Below are 15,901 nucleotides of genomic sequence, written 5' to 3' on the forward strand. Positions count from 1 at the left end.
CCGGATCAAAGCCCGAGTAGCAGCGCCTGCCCTCGATCGAGCCGCAGACGACCGCCCAGTCGGCGAGAACGTTCGGCGACCCGCTCGAGTATGGCCCGCGCCTGCGCGCCGGACGCCAGGGCGGGCATGCCGCGCGTCGCCAGATCAGCCGGTCCAGCCCGGCCGATTTCGTTGAGCCGGATGGGGACCAGCCTGGCCGACCGGCAGCGCCGCGCCTTGAACTCGCACTCGACCAGCACGCCTTCCCAGCACTCCGGCGGATAGGCGCCGGGCGGCTTCTCGGTCTGGAAGATGAAATTGCCAAGCCCGTAGAAGATCGGCGCGCCGCGATGGATTTCCACGCCCTGCAGCAGCGGCGCGCCGTGACCGACGAACACGCCGGCGCCGGCTTCGACGCAGCGCTTGGCGAAGACCCTTTGCCAGTCGGGAACCATGGACATGTCCGGCTCCCAGTCGTGATTGTGCTGATAGGCGATGACGGCGTCGGCCCGCCGCGCGGCGTCTGACAGGGCGTCGAACATGCGGCTGGCGTCAGCCGCCTCGACCTGGCCGCTGGCGTCGCGGCGCACCTCGTTGACTCCCGGTCGGCCGGACGTCGCCGCGCCGCCTTCGCGCACCTTGCCGGTGGCGCAGGCGACGAGCGCGACGGTTCCATGCGCGGTGTCGCGATAGATCGGCGCGGCGGCGCGGGCCAGATCCTCGCCCGAGCCGGCCGAGGGCAGCCCGGCCGCGCGCAGGGCGGCCAGGGTATCCAGAATGCCGCCCGTGCCCAGATCGAAAGCGTGGTTGTTGGACGTGGCGGCCAGCCTGACGTTCATGGCCTTCAGCGTCTCGATCACCTCGGGCCCGGCGGCGTGCAGGGTCAGGGCTTCCCGCGTCGGGGCGCCGGCGCGCGGACCCAGGATCACGGTTTCCAGATTGGTGAAGCCGGCGTCGGCCATCGCCAGACGCGCGGCCATGTTCTGACGATCGGGCCAGGCGTCGGCGGAGACGTCATGTTCGATCAGCGCCTGACCCAGCAGGGTCAGCTTCAGACCCGCTCCAGCGGCCAGGGCGGGCGCGGCGGCCGTCGCAAGGCCCGCCGTCAGGAAGTGTCTGCGATGCATTCTTGGCCCCCCGGATCGGCTCGACCATAAGAGACCGGCTGAAAAGCGCCTAGGTCATGCGCCCAGCGAATGGCCCGATACCCTGCCGCTATGCAGTTGTACGCCGCGAACCCTCCTGCGAGGGTCCGTGCAACGGGGAAGGGCTACCATGACGACTGACGATCCGCGCGGTCCGGCCGCTGGCCGGGGAACGCGCCTGCTCGATCGCATCGAGAAGCTGGGCGACGCCCTTCCCGATCCGGTGTTCATCTTCGCCTTCTGCATCGCCCTCCTGATGGTCGTCTCCGTGATCGCCAGCGCGGCGGGCTGGAGCGCGGTCAACCCAGTCACCGGCGCGCATCTGAAGACCCAGAGCCTGCTGTCGGAAGCCAATCTCGCCAAGCTGCTGGTCGACATGCCCGACACCCTGACCGGCTTCCCACCGCTGGGTCTGGTGCTGGTGGTCATGCTGGGCGCGGCGGTGGCCGAGCGCACCGGCCTGTTCGGCGCCCTGCTGGGCGACGCCGTCCGCAAGCTGCCGCGCAAGGCCCTGTCGCCGGCGATCTTTCTGATCGGCCTGATGTCGCACCACGCCGCCGACGCGGCCTATGTGGTGCTGATCCCGCTATCGGCGCTGATCTATGCCGAGAGCGGACGCCATCCGCTGGCGGGGATCGCCATCGCCTATGCCGGCATCTCGGGCGCTTTCGCCGGCAACATCCTGCCGGGGCAGTTTGATGTGCTGATCCTGGGGATCACCGAACCAGCCGCCCGGCTGATCGACCCCAACTTCGTGATGAACCCGCTGGGCAACTGGTGGTTCACCCTGTCGATCGGGATCCTGTTCACGCCCATCGCCTGGTTCGTCACCGACAGGATCGTCGAGCCGCGACTGGGCCCCTGGCGTCCCGACGAGGCCGCCGTGGCCAAGGCCGGCGTCAGCCTGGACGCCCTGGGCGAGGCCGAGCATCGTGGCCTGCGCCGCGCGGGCCTGGCCGCCTTGGTGATCATCGCCCTGTTCGCGGCCCTGACCCTGTGGCCCGGCTTCACGCCGCTGATCGACGAGGAAGCGGTCGGCCCGCGCCGGATGACGCCCTTCTACCAGGCCCTGATCGCGGCGTTCATGCTGCTGTTCCTGGCCAGCGGCTGGGCCTACGGCTCGTCCACCGGCGCGATCAAAAGCCACCGCGACGTGGTGTCGATGATGGGCCAGGGCATGAAGGACATGGCCCCCTATCTGGTCCTGGCCTTCTTCGCAGCCCACTTCGTGGCCATGTTCAGCTGGTCCAAGCTGGGTCCCGTCTTGGCCGTAAAGGGCGCCGAGATGCTGCAGGGCGTCGGGCTGCCAAAACCCGCCCTGCTGATCTCGCTGCTGGCCATGTCGTCAGGGCTGGACCTGGTGATTGGCTCGGCCTCGGCCAAGTGGAGCGCCATGGCGCCCGTCGTGGTGCCGATGATGATGCTGCTGGGAATCTCGCCGGAGATGACCACCGCCGCCTACAGGATGGGCGACTCGATCTTCAATATCGTTACGCCCCTGGCCTCCAACTTTCCGCTGGTGCTGATCCTGTGCCAGCGATGGCGACCGAAATTCGGCGTGGGGTCGATGATCGCGCTGATGCTGCCCTACTGCCTGGGTTTCATGGCCGGCGGGGTGTTGCTGGTGCTGGTCTTTGTCGGGTTCAAGCTGCCGGTCGGGCCGGGAGCTTCCGGGGTCTACAACCTGCCGCCCGCGGCCAGCGCGCCGCTAAACCCCTGATCTAGACTAACGAAAGAACCGTCCAGGCTGGCAACCGCGCCCTTCACAGGGGCGCGGTTCGCCGCGTTTGTGTCCGTCGTCGGATAACAGGGTCATGCAGCCCACGCATGGCCCGATCAGAAACCGCAATGGCGTTGCGCCGCTGAAGACTCGCCTCCTACGCTTTGAACGTCGGCAGGGGGTCTTGCGCGGTCGGCGCAGGACGAAGTCGGCGACAGAGGGGAATTGATCCATGCAGGCCTTGAACGTGCGCGCGCTCTGCGCCGGAACCGCCTACGCGGCATTGCTGACCTGCGCGGCGACGCCGGTCTTCGCCCAGACCGCGCAGCCGGCGGCAGACACCACCGTCGAGGAAATCGTCGTCACCGGCTCGCGCATCCAGCGCAAGGACGCCGACGCCGTGGGCGTCGTCACCACCCTGACCGAAGCCGACATCAGAAACTCCGGCGCGGGTTCGGTGGGCGAGCTGCTGCAAAAGCTGCCGTCGGCCGGCGTCAGCCTCAGCAGCAACGGCACGCAAGGCACCTCGTACGGCGCCAGCTCGATCAACCTGCGCTATCTCGGCGGCGCCGAGGGCAGCGGCAACCGCGTGCTGGTGCTGGTCGATGGCCACCGCTGGGTCGACGGCGTCGGCCAGCGCGGTTTCCGCGACTTCGTCGACCTCAACACCATGCCGCTGGGCATGATCGAAGGCCTTGAGGTGCTGAAGGACGGCGCCTCGGCCATCTATGGCTCGGACGCCATCGCCGGCGTCGTCAACATCAAGACCGCCCGCGACTTCGACGGGATCAAGGCCCAGGCCAAGTATGGGGTCAGCTCGGAAGGCGACGGCCAGCAGTATTCGGGCGTGGTCAATTTCGGCAAGCGCTTCGACAGCAGCGCCCTGCTGGTCTCGCTGAGCTATGTGAAGGACAAGCCGATCCTGACCTCGGATCGCGACCTGACCCGCGTAACCCAGGTTCCGCAGACCGCCGTGGGCACCAGCCCCAACGGCCTGTTCATCCTGCCGGGCCTGTCGAACAACGCCTATTTCGGGACCGCGACAGGCTTTGCGGCCTCGAGCGCCCCGGTCGCCTTCAATGCCGGCGCCACGATCGGCGCGGGCAGCCTGGCCGACAACGCCTTCCACACCGCCGCCCTGCCCGGCGACGCGTTCAATACCCAGGCCCAGGGCATCTACTCGGCCGGCCCCAGCGAGCGTTACGGCGTTTACGCCCGCTACTCCGCCGACCTGACCGACAATGTCCGCCTGAAGGTCGAGGGGCTGTTCAATGAGCGCAAGTCCGACCAGCTGTTCTCGCCTGTCCAGCTGGACATCGGCGGCACGTCCGGAACGATCCGCGGCTTCGCCATCCCCAACAACCAGGCCTTCAACCCGTTCGGCACGGCCAATGGCGTGCCAGTGGCCAACGCGGTCGGCTTCGCCGCCAACCAGGCCTGGCGCATCCGCAAGGTGATGACGCAGGTCGGCAATCGCGACAACGTCCAGGACGTCAAGACCTACCGCGTTGCTGGCGGCCTCGACGGCTCGGTCAAGCTGTTTGGCCGCGACTGGACCTGGGACATCTACGGCCTCTACTCGAAGAACAAGATCAACTCGCGGGCCCTCAACGGCGTCAACTACGACAAGCTGGCCCTGGGTCTGGGCGCGTCCTGCGCCACGACCGCCGGCTGCGTGCCGATCAACCTGTTCGCGCCGATGACGGCCGCCCAGGCCGACTACATCCGCTACACGGTGGTGGAGTCCAACAGCACCTCGATCTTCGACGTCACGGCCAACATCACCGGCGAGCTCTTCCAGCTGCCAGCCGGCCCTCTGGCCATCGCCGCCGGGGTCGAGCACCGCACCAACAAGGCCGTCGACAACCCCGACGCCTTCGTCAACGCCCTGCCGACCAACATCCCGACGCCCGCCTCGGGCTCGACCTTCGCCAGCAACACCACCACCACCGGCCAGACCCGCACGGCCACCCGCGGCGAGTACAGCCTGAACGAAGCCTATGTCGAAGCCGCCATTCCGCTGCTGAAGGACATGCCGCTGGCCAAGAGCCTCGATGTCAGCCTGGCCATCCGCTACTCCGACTACGACACCGTCGGCGGCGACAGCACCGGCAAGATCGGCGTCGGCTGGCGTCCGATCGAGGACATCCTGGTGCGCGGCACCTATTCGCAAGGCTTCCGCGCCCCCTCGATCCTCGAGCTGTATCAGGGCGGCCGCCAGACCAGCTTCCAGGGCGTCGATCCCTGCAACGGCGGCGCCTCGGCCAATGCGAGCAAGCCCGGCTGCGTGGGCGTGCCCACCGGCTATAACCAGGCCAACTACAATCTGAACGGCCTGATCGCCGGCACCATCTCGGGCAACACCAAGCTGAAGGCCGAGACCGCCGACACCTACAGCTTCGGCGTCGCCGTCAAGCCGCGCTTCGCGCCGGGCCTCAGCGCCACGGTCGACTGGTACCAGATCAAGGTGAAGGACGCGATCGCCTCGCAGTCGGCCACCCAGATCCTCAATCTGTGCGCCCAGCAGGCCGGCGTGTTCTGCGATCTGGTGACCCGCGACGCCTCGACCGGCGCCATCACCAACCTGCTGCAGGGCGCCCAGAACCTGGCCGAGATCGAGACCTCGGGCATCGACACCACGATCCGCTATGAGTTCAGCACGGATGTCGGTCGCTTCGCCGCCGTGCTCGACACCTCGTATCTGGACACCTTCAAGACCACGAGCCCCAACCCGACGGGCGGCGCGCCGATCGTCGACGACCGGGCCGGCAAGGGCGACCAGCCCCGGTCGACCTATCCGCACTGGAAGGGCCAGGCCTCGCTGACCTGGAGCCTGGGATCGTGGAACGCCCTGTGGCGCGGTCGCTATATCGGCGACACCACCGACGTCGCCAATGCGGTCAAGGGCGCCAAGACCGACTCCATCTTCTACAACGACCTGGAAGCCGGCTACGCGTTCAACGCCTATGAGACAGCCGTGAGCGTCGGGGTCAGCAACGTGTTCGACGAGGCCCCGCCCGCGTCCTACGCCAACGCCCCGATCAACTACGACATCTACACCTATGACGCCCGCGGCCGGTACATGTACGTCCGCGTCTCGGCGAAGTTCTAGGACAGCGCGGAGGGGAGCGCCGGTCGCTCCCCTCCCATCGCAGCCCGCCTTGAAGGACCGCCGCGATGGCCCCTCTCCAAAGACCCCGGCCATGAGCCAGGCAGCCCACGAGGATCGGTTCCCACCCTTCACGCCGCCCGCCGACGTGCACGTGACCCGCGACGTGATGGTCACCATGCGCGACGGCGTGCGTCTGGCCACCGACATCTACCGACCCGCCAGAGACGGCGTGCCGGTCCAGACGCCCCTGCCCGTGCTGCTGGAGCGCACACCCTATGACAAGCTGGGCGTCAATCACGGCGACCGCACCCGCGATGATCCCGAGCCGCGCTCCAAGCCGGAACTGGCGGTCCAGTTCGTGCGTGGCGGCTATGTGGTGGCGCTGCAGGATTGCCGGGGCCGCTACGCGTCCGAGGGCGTGTTCGAAAAGTATCTGGCCGAGGGCGAGGACGGGTTCGACACCGTCGAATGGCTGGCCCAGCAGCCCTGGTGCGATGGCAAGGTGGGAACGCTGGGCCTCTCCTACGGCGCCCATACCCAGAGCGCCCTGGCCTGCCTGAACCCGCCGGCCCTGGCGGCTATGTTCCTGGATTCCGGCGGCTTCTCCAGCGCCTATCATTCCGGCATCCGTCAGGGCGGAGCGTTCGAGCTGAAGCAGGCGACCTGGGCTTACAAGCACGCGCTGCTGAGTCCCGCCACAGCGGCCGATCCCGCCAGGCGCAAGGCCATGCAGGCCCAGGATCTGAAGGCCTGGTTCAAGCATATGCCGTGGTCGGAGAACCTGTCGCCGCTGAGCGCCGCGCCGGAGTACGAGAAGTATCTGCTGGATCAGTGGCGCAGCGGTCTCTTCGGCCCCTACTGGACCCAGACCGGCCTCTATGCGCGCGGCGCCTATGACGTCTATGCCGACGTGCCCATGGTTCACATGAGCAGCTGGTTTGACCCCTATTCCCTGACCGCCACCGAGAACTATCTGGGCCTGTCGGCCATCAAGTCGTCGCCGGTCAAGCTGGTGCTGGGCCCCTGGACGCACGGCCAGCGCTCCGTCACCCATGCCGGCGACGTGGACTTCGGATCAGACGCGCCGCTGGATGGCGCCCTGGCCGCGGACTATGTCGCGCTGCGCCTGGCCTGGTTCGACGCCTGGCTGAAGCCAGAGCCTGGTCCCGATCCGCTGCCGCCGGTGAAGCTGTTCGTGATGGGCGGCGGCACGGGTCGCAAGACGCCAGAGGGACGGCTGGACCACGGCGGGCGCTGGCGCGACGAGACGGCCTGGCCACCCACCTCGTCCGTGGTCACCGACTATTTCCTGCACGCCGACGGCGGACTTTCCACCAGCCCGCCCAGAGAGGCTGAAGCCTTTCTGGACTATGTGCACGATCCCTCGTCGCCCGTGCCGACGATCGGCGGCGCCATGGCCTCGGGCGCGCCGGTCATGGAGGCCGGCGCCTACGACCAACGCGAAGGACCGCGGTTCTTCGGCTGCGAAGCGCCCTATCGCGCCCTGGGCGATCGCGATGATGTTCTGGTGTTCCAGACCTCGCCGCTTGACGACGATGTCGAGGTGGTGGGCCCGATCGGTGCGGAACTGTTCATCGCGTCGGACTGTGTCGACACGGATTTCACGATCAAGCTGATCGACGTTCATCCGTCTTCGGAGGACTATCCGGACGGGTTCGCCATGAACCTCACCCACGGCATTCTGCGAACCCGCTACCGGCTCAGCTTCGATCACGAGACCCGTCTGGCGCCCGGCGGCGTCTATCGTATCGAGATAGAGGCCTTCCCGACCGCCAACCTGTTCCTCAAGGGCCATCGCATCCGGCTGGATGTCGCCTCAAGCAATTTCCCGCATTTCGACGTCAATCCAAACTCCGGCGAGCCCGAAGGCTATGGACGCACTCCCCGCCCGGCGACAAATCGGGTCTATGTTGATGCAACGCGGCCTTCGCGCCTGCTGCTGCCGGTCACGGCGCGGTAGCAACACCGGGCCTCGAAGCGGAGTGGTCGATTGAAGCTGAACCTGCGCAGTCTGGAAGCCTTCCGCGAGACCATGCTGAGCGGGTCGGCCACCGCCGCCGCCGGACGGATGGGCCTGACCCAGCCGGCCGTAAGCCGCCTGATCGCCCAGCTGGAACAGGACGCCGGCTTCGAGCTGTTCTACCGCGAAAAGGGTCGTCTCAGCCCCACGCCCGAAGCCCTGATGATCTATGAGGAGGTCGACCTGGCCTTCGGCGGTCTGGAGCGCATCGACGCCCTGGTCCGCGACATCGCCACCTTCAACGCCGGCCTGCTGAAAATCGTCGCCCCGCCCAGCCTGTCGGAAGGCGTGCTGTCGACCATCCTGACCCGGTTCCTCGACCGCTTTCCCAAGGTACGGGTCAGCATCGACTCGCGCAGCACCGAGACGGCCCGCAACATGGTCGCCAATCGCACGGCCGACTGCGGCTTCGTCAAGCTGCCCATGGACCGCGCCGACATCTCGACCTTCACCCTGTCGGCCAGCGAGACCGTCTGCGTGCTGCCCGGCGCTCACCCCCTGGCCCAGCATGAGTTCCTGACGCCCGAGCTGCTGCGGGCCGAACCGCTGGTGCTGCTGGGCTTCGGCACCTGGTCGCGCCGCCAGATCGACGACGCCTTCCGCGAACGCGGCGTGCGGCCCGACGTCAAGCTGGAGACCCACACGGTGGGCTCGGCCTGCGCCTTCGCCGCCGAGGGCATCGGGATCGCCATCGTCAACGCCCTGATGGCCAAGAACTTCGTGCGGGGCGACACGGTGATCCGCACCTTCCGCCCGCAGATCCTGCACGAATACGCCTTCATGACCTCGGCCCTGGCGCCGATGAACCGCCTGGCCGCCGCCCTGCTCGAGGAAGCCCAGGCCTATTTCGACGCAACCGGCGACGGCAAGAAGCCTGGATAGGCGCGACCAATCGGCGCGATCGGACCGGATCGTTGGGCTTGAGCCTGCGACATAGTCGCGGGGTTGTTGCGGACGGCCGACCTCAGCATCAACTCCATAGGGTCGATGGGCCCCACCCGTCGGCGACCCTCCCCGGCCGGGGATGCGTAACTTTCCCCGGTCGGGCCCTCCCCTCGTCGGGTTTGCGCAATTGAGCCGCGCGGCGCGCCCCGCTACCGTGGGAAAAAACGTGGGGAGGTCTGTGTGAACCTGAAGCTGGCGATTCCGATCGTCCTGATCCTGGCGGCGACGCTCGCCTGGACGTTTGCGGCTCCCTACATCGAGCATTGGAAATCCCGCCGTGCGGCGACGCGGCGACGGACAGCCGAGGGTCGCCGGAAATAGCGGCCCGCGTGTAGCTGACATTACAATTCGTTTACGTCCGTAATCGTTGATTGACCAGATCGATTACGGATGTAATCGATGGAGCCAACAAGGAGAGGCTCCATGCGGATCAGCACGGCCGAAAGTCAGGTGATGAAAGCGCTGTGGGGCAAAAGCCCACTCAGCGCCGAAGAGATCATCGCCGCCCTGCCCGCCGATCAGGACTGGGCCGACGCCACGGTGAAGACCCTGCTCAACCGCCTGCTGAAAAAGGAAGCCATCGCCGCCGACCGCGATGGCCGCCGCTTCCTGTACCGGCCTCTGGTCGCCCAGAGCGACTATGTGCACGCCGAAAGCCAGGGCCTGCTGGACCGGCTGTTCGACGGCCGCCTGGCGCCCCTGGTCGCCCATTTCTCGCAGCGCGAAAAACTGAGCGACCAGGACGTCGCCGACCTGCGCCGCCTGCTGGAGAGCCTCGAAGATGGCAAATGACATCCTCGCCGCGCTACTGCGCGCCAACCTGGCGATCGCCGCCGCCGTCCTGCTGGTTCTGCTCCTGCGCCGACCCATGCGGACGATGTTCGGCGCCCGGGCGGCCTACGGCCTCTGGCTGATCGCGCCCCTGGCGGCTCTGGCCGTGCTGGCGCCCGCGCGGGTCGTCAGCATCGCCGCCCCGGCGCCGTCGATCGTCGAGAGCACACCGCCGACACCGACGCCCTCGCCGGAGCCGAGACCCATGCCGACGCCGGGTGTCGAAACCACGACCCTGTCTTCCGTCGCCAATTCGCATGGTCTGAGAGACGCCCTGGTCTTCACCTGGGCCCTGGTCGCCCTGCTGGCCCTCTGCCTCCAGGCCGAGCGTCAGCGTCGGTTCCTGAAGTCGCTGGGCCGTCTGCGCGGCGAGGCCGACCTATTCCATGCCGAGCATGCCGGGGTTGGTCCCGCCGTGATCGGCGCCCTGTCGCCCCGGGTCGTGCTACCCGCCGACTTCGCCTTGCGCTTCACGCCCGAGGAGCAGGCCCTGATCCTGGCCCACGAGCGCAACCACCTGTCGACGGGCGACGCCCAGATCAACGCCCTGACCACCGCGATCCAGTGCCTGTTCTGGTGCAATCCGCTGGTTCATCTGGGGGCCAACCGCCTGCGGGTCGACCAGGAGATCGCCTGCGACGCCGCCGTGCTGACCCGCTACCCCGTCGCCCGCCGCACCTATGGCGAGGCCATGCTGAAGACCCAGCTGGCGCCCCACGCGCCGCCGCTCGGCTGCCACTGGCCGGCCTCGGCCAACAAGCAACTCAAGGAAAGGTTCGTCATGCTCAAGGAACACCGCCAGGGACGCGCCCGCCGTATCGCCGGCGCCGCTTCCGTCGCCGTCCTGGCCCTCGGCGTGGGTTTCGCCGCCTGGGCCGCGCAGCCCGCGCGCACGATCGTCGAGCGTAACGGCCCGAGCGTGTCGAACCACGACCGCGCCCGCGACATCGCCAGCCCGCTCTATCGCGCCGTTCTCGATGGCGACATCGCCAAGGCGCGCGAACTGATCGTCGCCGGCGCCGACGTCAACTTCAAGGCTCCCGGCGACGGCACGCCCCTGATCGAGGCCGCCCGACTGGGTCGACCCGACCTGGTCAAGCTGCTGCTGGAAAGCGGCGCCGATCCCAGCCTCGCCATGCGGGGCGACGGCGCCCCGCTGATCGCCGCCGCCGACACCGGCCACCTGGATATCGTCAAGGCCCTGGTCGAACGCGGCGCAGCGGTCGACATGCACGTGCCGGGCGACGACACCCCGCTGATCACCGCCATCCGCGCCCAGGACATGGCGACCGTCAGCTACCTCATAGACAAGGGCGCCAACGTGAACCGCGTTGCCCCCGGCGACGGCACGCCCCTGATCGAGGCCGCCCGCTCGGGCCGGCTGGACCTGGTGAACCTACTGCTCGCCAAGGGCGCCGACGCCGACCTGGCCGTGCGCGGCGACGGCAATCCGCTGATCACGGCCGCCTCGGCCGGTCGCCTCGACATGGTCAGGACCCTGGTCGAGCATGGCGCTTCGGTCGAGGCTTTCGTCCCCGGCGACGAGACCCCGCTGATCAATGCGGCTCAGTCCGGCGACCTGGAAACCGTCGCCTATCTGGTCGAGAAGGGCGCCGACGTGAACCGCGCCGTTCCCGCCAACCCCGGCCAGACCCGCTCGCCCCTGGGCGAAGCCGTCAAGCGCGGCCACCGCGCGGTCGCCGACTACCTGCGGGCCAAGGGCGCGCGCGCCTAGCGGCGCGCCCTAACCCGTCTCCACGTAATCAGACAGGAACCACGATGGCTTTCATCGACGCCCGAACCTTGCCTGACGCCAGCCGGATCGAGGCCGACCTGATCATCATCGGCGGCGGCCTTGCGGGCATCGCCCTGGCCCGGGAACTGGCCGGCGGCCCGATCAGGATCGCCCTCCTCGAGAGCGGCGGTCGCGAGATCGACATGGACAACCAGGCGCTCTACGCGGGCTCTGCCACGGTCCGCGCGCCCGACAACACCGACCGGGCCCTGAACGACTATCCCGTGCAGTCGCGAATCCGCGCCCTGGGCGGTTCGGGCCATGTGTGGGGCGGAAAGTGCGCGCCACTGGACCCCGCCGACTTCGCCCAGCGCGACTGGGCGACCCACAGCGGCTGGCCCATGAGCCGCGAGCAGCTTCAGCCCTTCTATGACCGGGCCTGCGACCTGCTGGGCATTCCGCATTTCGGCCCCGACACCCCGGTGCTGCAGGACCCTACCCGCAGGCCGCTGGACCTGGATCCCCAGGATGGCTTCTTCCCCGCCCCACGCTACTTCTCGAAGATTTCGGGCGGGGCTGACAAGGCGGCTTTCGACAGCTTCCGCACCGACTTCGCGGCGGCGCCCAACATCACTGTCTATCTCTACGCCAACGTCACCGAGGTGCGGCTGGACCCAAAAGGCGACAAGGTCGCGGGCCTGGATGTGGCCTGCCTGAGCGGCCAGCGCCACACAGCCCGGGCGCGGACCTATGTGCTGGCCACAGGCGGCATCGAGAATGTCCGGCTGATGCTGGCCTCCAACACCGTGCGCGCCGAAGGCGTGGGCAACCGCCACGATCTGGTCGGCCGGTTCTTTCAGGGCCATGTCACCTACGCGATGGACGGCGACGCCGAGACCGAGGGATCGGCGGTCAATATCGCCCGAGCCGAATCGATGGCGCTCTATGTGCCGCCCGGCCGCGCCGCCGCCCACTGCGTGATCGGCAGCGGCCTGACCGGCCAGACCCGGATGAAGACCGGCAACTTCACCCTCACCCTTTATAACGGCGGCGAACCCGGCGCGGGCACGCCGACCCAGGCCGAGACAAGGGTCATCCGCCAGACCGCCACGCGTCTGGACGCTGGCAAGGATGAGGGCCAACTGCTGGGCTGCTTCGCCATGACCGAGCACTTCCCCAACCCCGACAGCCGCATCACCCTGGATACAGCCAGCCTCGACCCGCTGGGCATGCCGCGCATCAAGCTGGACTGGGTCTATTCCAGGGCCGACTGGGACAGCTTCGAGCGCTCCACCGCGGCCATGGGCGACGCCCTGGGCGCATCCGGACAGGGCCGTCTCTGCTGGCCTGTTCAGCGCACGGACTATGTGGCCGTCTCCAGCGCCTCGCGTCACCACATGGGTACGACGCGGATGCACGCCGATCCGAAGCAGGGCGTGGTCGACGCCGATTGCCGCGTCCATGACACGGCCAATCTCTATGTGGCGGGCAGTTCGGTGTTCCCGACCTCGGGCATCGCCAACCCCACCCTGACCCTGCTGGCCCTGACCCTGAGGCTCGCCGACCACCTGAAGCTCGAAATGGGAGCCGTCCGATGACCCTTCTGGCCCGCCGCGACCTGCTCGCCACGCTGCTGGCGATGACCGCCAGCGCCAGCCTGCCCGCCAGGGCGCTCGCCGCCGACCCGGCCGGAGCCTTCGACGACCTGGATCGCGCCGCCGTCGAACGCATCGGCAAGGCCTGGCTGGAACAGAATCCGGGGACCAACGCCAAGGCGCTGGCGATGCGGCTGTTTCCGGGCGGACGGAACGCCGGGACGCTCACCGACCTGCGCCGTCGCGCCGCTGGCGACTTTCGTCAGGGCGCGGTGTTCATCCATCGGGGCTGGCGTCTATCGCAAACCGAAGGCGCGCTGTTTGGGCTGCTCGCCCTGGGGACCGCCGCCTAGGGCCTGGTCAGGCGTCGAGACTGGCGCGCCGCCGGGCCGCAAGAGCCAGGGGCAGCGCTGCAAGATCCAGCGCCACCGCAACCGCGGCGCCCAGGCCGTGCCAGTCGGGCCGGGCATTGACGGCCAGAACCACCAGGGCCAGCGGCCCGGTGAGTGAAAGCAACACCCGGCCGCGCATGCGCCATCCCGCCGTTGTGGCCGGGCTGGCGACGCCCAGCAACGCCAGGGCCTGCACGACGGCAACGGCCAACACCGCCAGGGTGAGGCTGTGGCCTTTCGACGGGTCGAGAAGCGTGAGGCCGGCGCCGAAGCCGCCGGTGACGCCGCCCCAGGCGATCAGGGACCAGAACGCGCCGGTCGGCCTGGCCGCGACAAGACCGCCGATCGCGCCGACCATCAGGCAGACCTGCAGCCATGACGGGGCCGCGGCGCCGGCCACGGGGGCGGCCAGAGCCATGACCGGAAAGATCCAGCGCGGCTCGAAACGGGGGCGAGCAAGGCCGACGCGGGGAGATGTCATGGCTGTCTCCGTGGACGTCAGCGCTAGCCAGGCTTCAGCGGCTGCGCGGCCGGCTCATGGCGGGGCTGGCGAAACTGCTGCGGCTGGCAAGCCGCCAGCGAAACCACGCCCACGACCAGGATCGTGGCGATCAGGACGAGTCGAAGTCGGTCGTCGGGGCGGTCGGTCATGGCGCGATCCGCCGGTCACAGGACCTTGGCGACCTGCGCATGACCGGCCCCTCGCCGGCTGCGGCCTGCAGGGACACGGCGCTCAGGGTGAGGACGAAGGCGCCGAAGATGGCGACGTTCAGAATGACAAGGGCCAGTTGAAGAACAGTCATGTCGCGAACCTCCCTGTTCGTAAGCTTGATGATCTCGCTATGCGGGTCTTTCGATGTTGATCTCGCGCAACCGGAAGAAAAATTTACTCACCACAGACCCGACAAGTTCCCTGTCGAAGCGGATCCGCCGGCGGCGAACCGGCTCATCACGGACGGGGGGCGGGCCGGGGGTCCAGGCTCTTCAGATAGACCTTCAGCTGGGCGACCTCGTCATCGTCAAGCTCGACCATTGGCATGCGCGGATGGCGCGCCGGAGAGCCTTCCTCGGGCTTGCGACTGGGGGCCAGCATGCCTTCCGTCAGGATCTGGTCGAGCCCGCCAGGCGGGTAGCGTCGATACAGCGTCGCGAAAGGCGGCGCATCGGCCAGCGGGCTGGGTCGGGCGTCCACCGCATGACAGGTTCCGCAGTTGCGCTGGGCGATCCCCTGACCGCCGAACGCCTGTGGGGGCTTGGACGCGGGCTCGGCGGAGGCCTGAGCGCCCGCCAGACCCAGGGCCAGGACAGCAAACAGTCCCGCGCCGCTCATCCCGCGGCCGCTCACAGCCGATCCTCGAAATCGAGCACCACGCGGCCTTCGATCTCGCCCCGCGCCATGCGGTCGAAAACGCTGTTGATGTTGTGCAGGCCCTCGGCGTGGACCGTGGCCCGCACCCGACCGTCGGCGGCGAAGGCCAGGGCCTCTCGCAGATCCAGACGCGTGCCGACAATGGAGCCCCGCACCGTGATCCCGCGCAGCACCGTGTCGAAGATCGACAGCGGGAAATCGCCGGGCGGCAGGCCATTGAGCGACACCGTGCCCCCGCGCCGAACCATGCCCATGGCTTGCGAGAAGGCGATGGGCGACACCGCCGTGACCAGAACGCCATGCGCGCCGCCGATCTGCGTCTGCAGATAGGGACCCGGATCGGTCTCCCGGGCGTCCACGGTGATTTCCGCGCCCAGGGTTTTCGCCAGATGCAGCTTGTCCTTGTCGATATCGACGGCGGCGACCTTGAAGCCCATGGCCTTGGCGTACTGCACGGCCATGTGGCCCAGCCCGCCGATGCCGGAAATCGCCACCCAGTCGCCGGGCTTGGCGTCGGTGACCTTCAGGCCCTTGTAGACGGTGACGCCGGCGCAAAGGATCGGCGCCGCTTCCAGAAAGCTCAGATTGGCCGGCAGGTGGCCGACATAGTCGGCGTCGGCCAGCACGTATTCGGCGAAGCCGCCATTGACGGAATAGCCGGTGTTCTGCTGCGCCTCGCACAGGGTCTCCCAGCCGCTCAGGCAGTAGCTGCAATGGCCGCAGGCCGAGTGCAGCCAGGGCACGCCGACCCGGTCGCCTTCCTTGACGTGGTCCACGCCCTTGCCGACCTGGACCACGGTGCCGACGCCCTCATGGCCTGGAACAAACGGAAGGCTGGGCTTGATGGGCCAGTCGCCATGGGCCGCGTGCAGGTCGGTGTGACACACTCCGCAGGCGGCGATCTTGACCAGCACCTGACCGCGCCCCGGTACGGGCCGCGCGATCTCCTCGATGACCAGCGCCTGGCCAAAGGCCCTAACGACAGCGGCCCTCATGGTCTTGTCCATGGTGTCTCTCCCAGTGTCGCCAAGGCTCGA

The 15,901-nt window shown here is 68.3% G+C and carries 15 protein-coding genes; 9 read left to right on the forward strand and 6 right to left on the reverse strand.

Translation table 11 applies throughout. The annotated features are described in order from the left end of the window. Nucleotides 1-5 precede the first annotated feature (5 nt). Nucleotides 6-1,106: a CapA family protein gene (locus ACW17V_RS16880; protein WP_492106211.1), complete on the reverse strand. Its 1,101-nt coding sequence runs from the start codon at nucleotides 1,104-1,106 to the stop codon at nucleotides 6-8. Between the two features lie 148 nt (nucleotides 1,107-1,254). On the opposite strand from ACW17V_RS16880, the gene ACW17V_RS16885 reads away from it, so the two are divergent. The 9 genes from ACW17V_RS16885 to ACW17V_RS16925 all read left to right on the forward strand — a co-directional run bounded on the left by ACW17V_RS16885 (nucleotide 1,255) and on the right by ACW17V_RS16925 (nucleotide 13,456). Beyond that, on the forward strand, nucleotides 1,255-2,844 hold the full coding sequence (locus tag ACW17V_RS16885) for an AbgT family transporter (protein ID WP_492106212.1): 1,590 nt from the start codon (nucleotides 1,255-1,257) through the stop codon (nucleotides 2,842-2,844). 232 nt (nucleotides 2,845-3,076) lie between these two features. Beyond that, on the forward strand, nucleotides 3,077-5,956 hold the full coding sequence (locus ACW17V_RS16890; protein WP_492106213.1) for a TonB-dependent receptor: 2,880 nt from the start codon (nucleotides 3,077-3,079) through the stop codon (nucleotides 5,954-5,956). Nucleotides 5,957-6,047: 91 nt separating this feature from the next. Beyond that, complete coding sequence (locus ACW17V_RS16895; RefSeq protein WP_492106214.1) at nucleotides 6,048-7,937, forward strand: CocE/NonD family hydrolase; 1,890 nt, start codon at nucleotides 6,048-6,050, stop codon at nucleotides 7,935-7,937. 30 nt (nucleotides 7,938-7,967) lie between these two features. Beyond that, nucleotides 7,968-8,879 carry a LysR family transcriptional regulator gene (locus ACW17V_RS16900; protein WP_492106215.1) on the forward strand — a complete coding sequence of 304 codons (912 nt, stop codon included), beginning with the start codon at nucleotides 7,968-7,970 and terminating at the stop codon, nucleotides 8,877-8,879. A 243-nt stretch (nucleotides 8,880-9,122) separates the two neighbouring features. After that, nucleotides 9,123-9,263 carry a hypothetical protein gene (locus ACW17V_RS16905; protein ID WP_492106216.1) on the forward strand — a complete coding sequence of 47 codons (141 nt, stop codon included), beginning with the start codon at nucleotides 9,123-9,125 and terminating at the stop codon, nucleotides 9,261-9,263. A 102-nt stretch (nucleotides 9,264-9,365) separates the two neighbouring features. After that, nucleotides 9,366-9,734 carry a BlaI/MecI/CopY family transcriptional regulator gene (locus ACW17V_RS16910; RefSeq protein ID WP_492106217.1) on the forward strand — a complete coding sequence of 123 codons (369 nt, stop codon included), beginning with the start codon at nucleotides 9,366-9,368 and terminating at the stop codon, nucleotides 9,732-9,734. Further along, entirely contained in the window at nucleotides 9,724-11,508 is a 1,785-nt protein-coding gene (locus ACW17V_RS16915; RefSeq protein WP_492106218.1) for a M56 family metallopeptidase, read from the forward strand. The genes ACW17V_RS16910 and ACW17V_RS16915 overlap by 11 nt, the downstream gene beginning before the upstream one ends. Nucleotides 11,509-11,552: 44 nt before the next feature. Then, a complete protein-coding gene (locus tag ACW17V_RS16920; protein WP_492106219.1) occupies nucleotides 11,553-13,106 on the forward strand; it encodes a GMC oxidoreductase in 1,554 nt (517 codons plus the stop codon). Then, entirely contained in the window at nucleotides 13,103-13,456 is a 354-nt protein-coding gene (locus ACW17V_RS16925; RefSeq protein ID WP_492106220.1) for a hypothetical protein, read from the forward strand. The genes ACW17V_RS16920 and ACW17V_RS16925 overlap by 4 nt, the downstream gene beginning before the upstream one ends. 7 nt (nucleotides 13,457-13,463) lie before the next feature. On the opposite strand, the gene ACW17V_RS16930 is transcribed toward ACW17V_RS16925, so the two are convergent. The 5 genes from ACW17V_RS16930 to adhP all read right to left on the reverse strand — a co-directional run bounded on the left by ACW17V_RS16930 (nucleotide 13,464) and on the right by adhP (nucleotide 15,871). Next, entirely contained in the window at nucleotides 13,464-13,976 is a 513-nt protein-coding gene (locus tag ACW17V_RS16930; protein WP_492106221.1) for a hypothetical protein, read from the reverse strand. 23 nt (nucleotides 13,977-13,999) lie between these two features. Further along, nucleotides 14,000-14,146 (reverse strand): hypothetical protein, encoded by a 147-nt coding sequence (locus ACW17V_RS16935; RefSeq protein WP_492106222.1) that lies wholly within the window; start codon nucleotides 14,144-14,146, stop codon nucleotides 14,000-14,002. After that, nucleotides 14,143-14,298, reverse strand: a complete 156-nt coding sequence (locus ACW17V_RS16940) for a hypothetical protein (RefSeq protein ID WP_492106223.1) — start codon at nucleotides 14,296-14,298, stop codon at nucleotides 14,143-14,145. The genes ACW17V_RS16935 and ACW17V_RS16940 overlap by 4 nt, the downstream gene beginning before the upstream one ends. Nucleotides 14,299-14,444: 146 nt before the next feature. Further along, nucleotides 14,445-14,840: a c-type cytochrome gene (locus ACW17V_RS16945; protein WP_492106224.1), complete on the reverse strand. Its 396-nt coding sequence runs from the start codon at nucleotides 14,838-14,840 to the stop codon at nucleotides 14,445-14,447. Then, complete coding sequence (adhP, locus tag ACW17V_RS16950; protein ID WP_492106225.1) at nucleotides 14,837-15,871, reverse strand: alcohol dehydrogenase AdhP; 1,035 nt, start codon at nucleotides 15,869-15,871, stop codon at nucleotides 14,837-14,839. Before adhP ends, ACW17V_RS16945 begins: the two co-directional genes overlap by 4 nt. Nucleotides 15,872-15,901 lie beyond the last annotated feature (30 nt).

Source organism: Caulobacter sp. FV2ye17ST, from assembly GCF_058680955.1.

Coding starts and splice junctions, on each gene's coding strand:
- ACW17V_RS16880 (WP_492106211.1), bottom strand. CDS start 1,106: ATGCATCGCAGACACTTCCTGACGGCGGGCCTTGCGACGGCCGCCGCG.
- ACW17V_RS16885 (WP_492106212.1), top strand. CDS start 1,255: ATGACGACTGACGATCCGCGCGGTCCGGCCGCTGGCCGGGGAACGCGC.
- ACW17V_RS16890 (WP_492106213.1), top strand. CDS start 3,077: ATGCAGGCCTTGAACGTGCGCGCGCTCTGCGCCGGAACCGCCTACGCG.
- ACW17V_RS16895 (WP_492106214.1), top strand. CDS start 6,048: ATGAGCCAGGCAGCCCACGAGGATCGGTTCCCACCCTTCACGCCGCCC.
- ACW17V_RS16910 (WP_492106217.1), top strand. CDS start 9,366: ATGCGGATCAGCACGGCCGAAAGTCAGGTGATGAAAGCGCTGTGGGGC.
- ACW17V_RS16915 (WP_492106218.1), top strand. CDS start 9,724: ATGGCAAATGACATCCTCGCCGCGCTACTGCGCGCCAACCTGGCGATC.
- ACW17V_RS16920 (WP_492106219.1), top strand. CDS start 11,553: ATGGCTTTCATCGACGCCCGAACCTTGCCTGACGCCAGCCGGATCGAG.
- ACW17V_RS16925 (WP_492106220.1), top strand. CDS start 13,103: ATGACCCTTCTGGCCCGCCGCGACCTGCTCGCCACGCTGCTGGCGATG.
- ACW17V_RS16930 (WP_492106221.1), bottom strand. CDS start 13,976: ATGACATCTCCCCGCGTCGGCCTTGCTCGCCCCCGTTTCGAGCCGCGC.
- ACW17V_RS16935 (WP_492106222.1), bottom strand. CDS start 14,146: ATGACCGACCGCCCCGACGACCGACTTCGACTCGTCCTGATCGCCACG.
- ACW17V_RS16940 (WP_492106223.1), bottom strand. CDS start 14,298: ATGACTGTTCTTCAACTGGCCCTTGTCATTCTGAACGTCGCCATCTTC.
- adhP (WP_492106225.1), bottom strand. CDS start 15,871: ATGGACAAGACCATGAGGGCCGCTGTCGTTAGGGCCTTTGGCCAGGCG.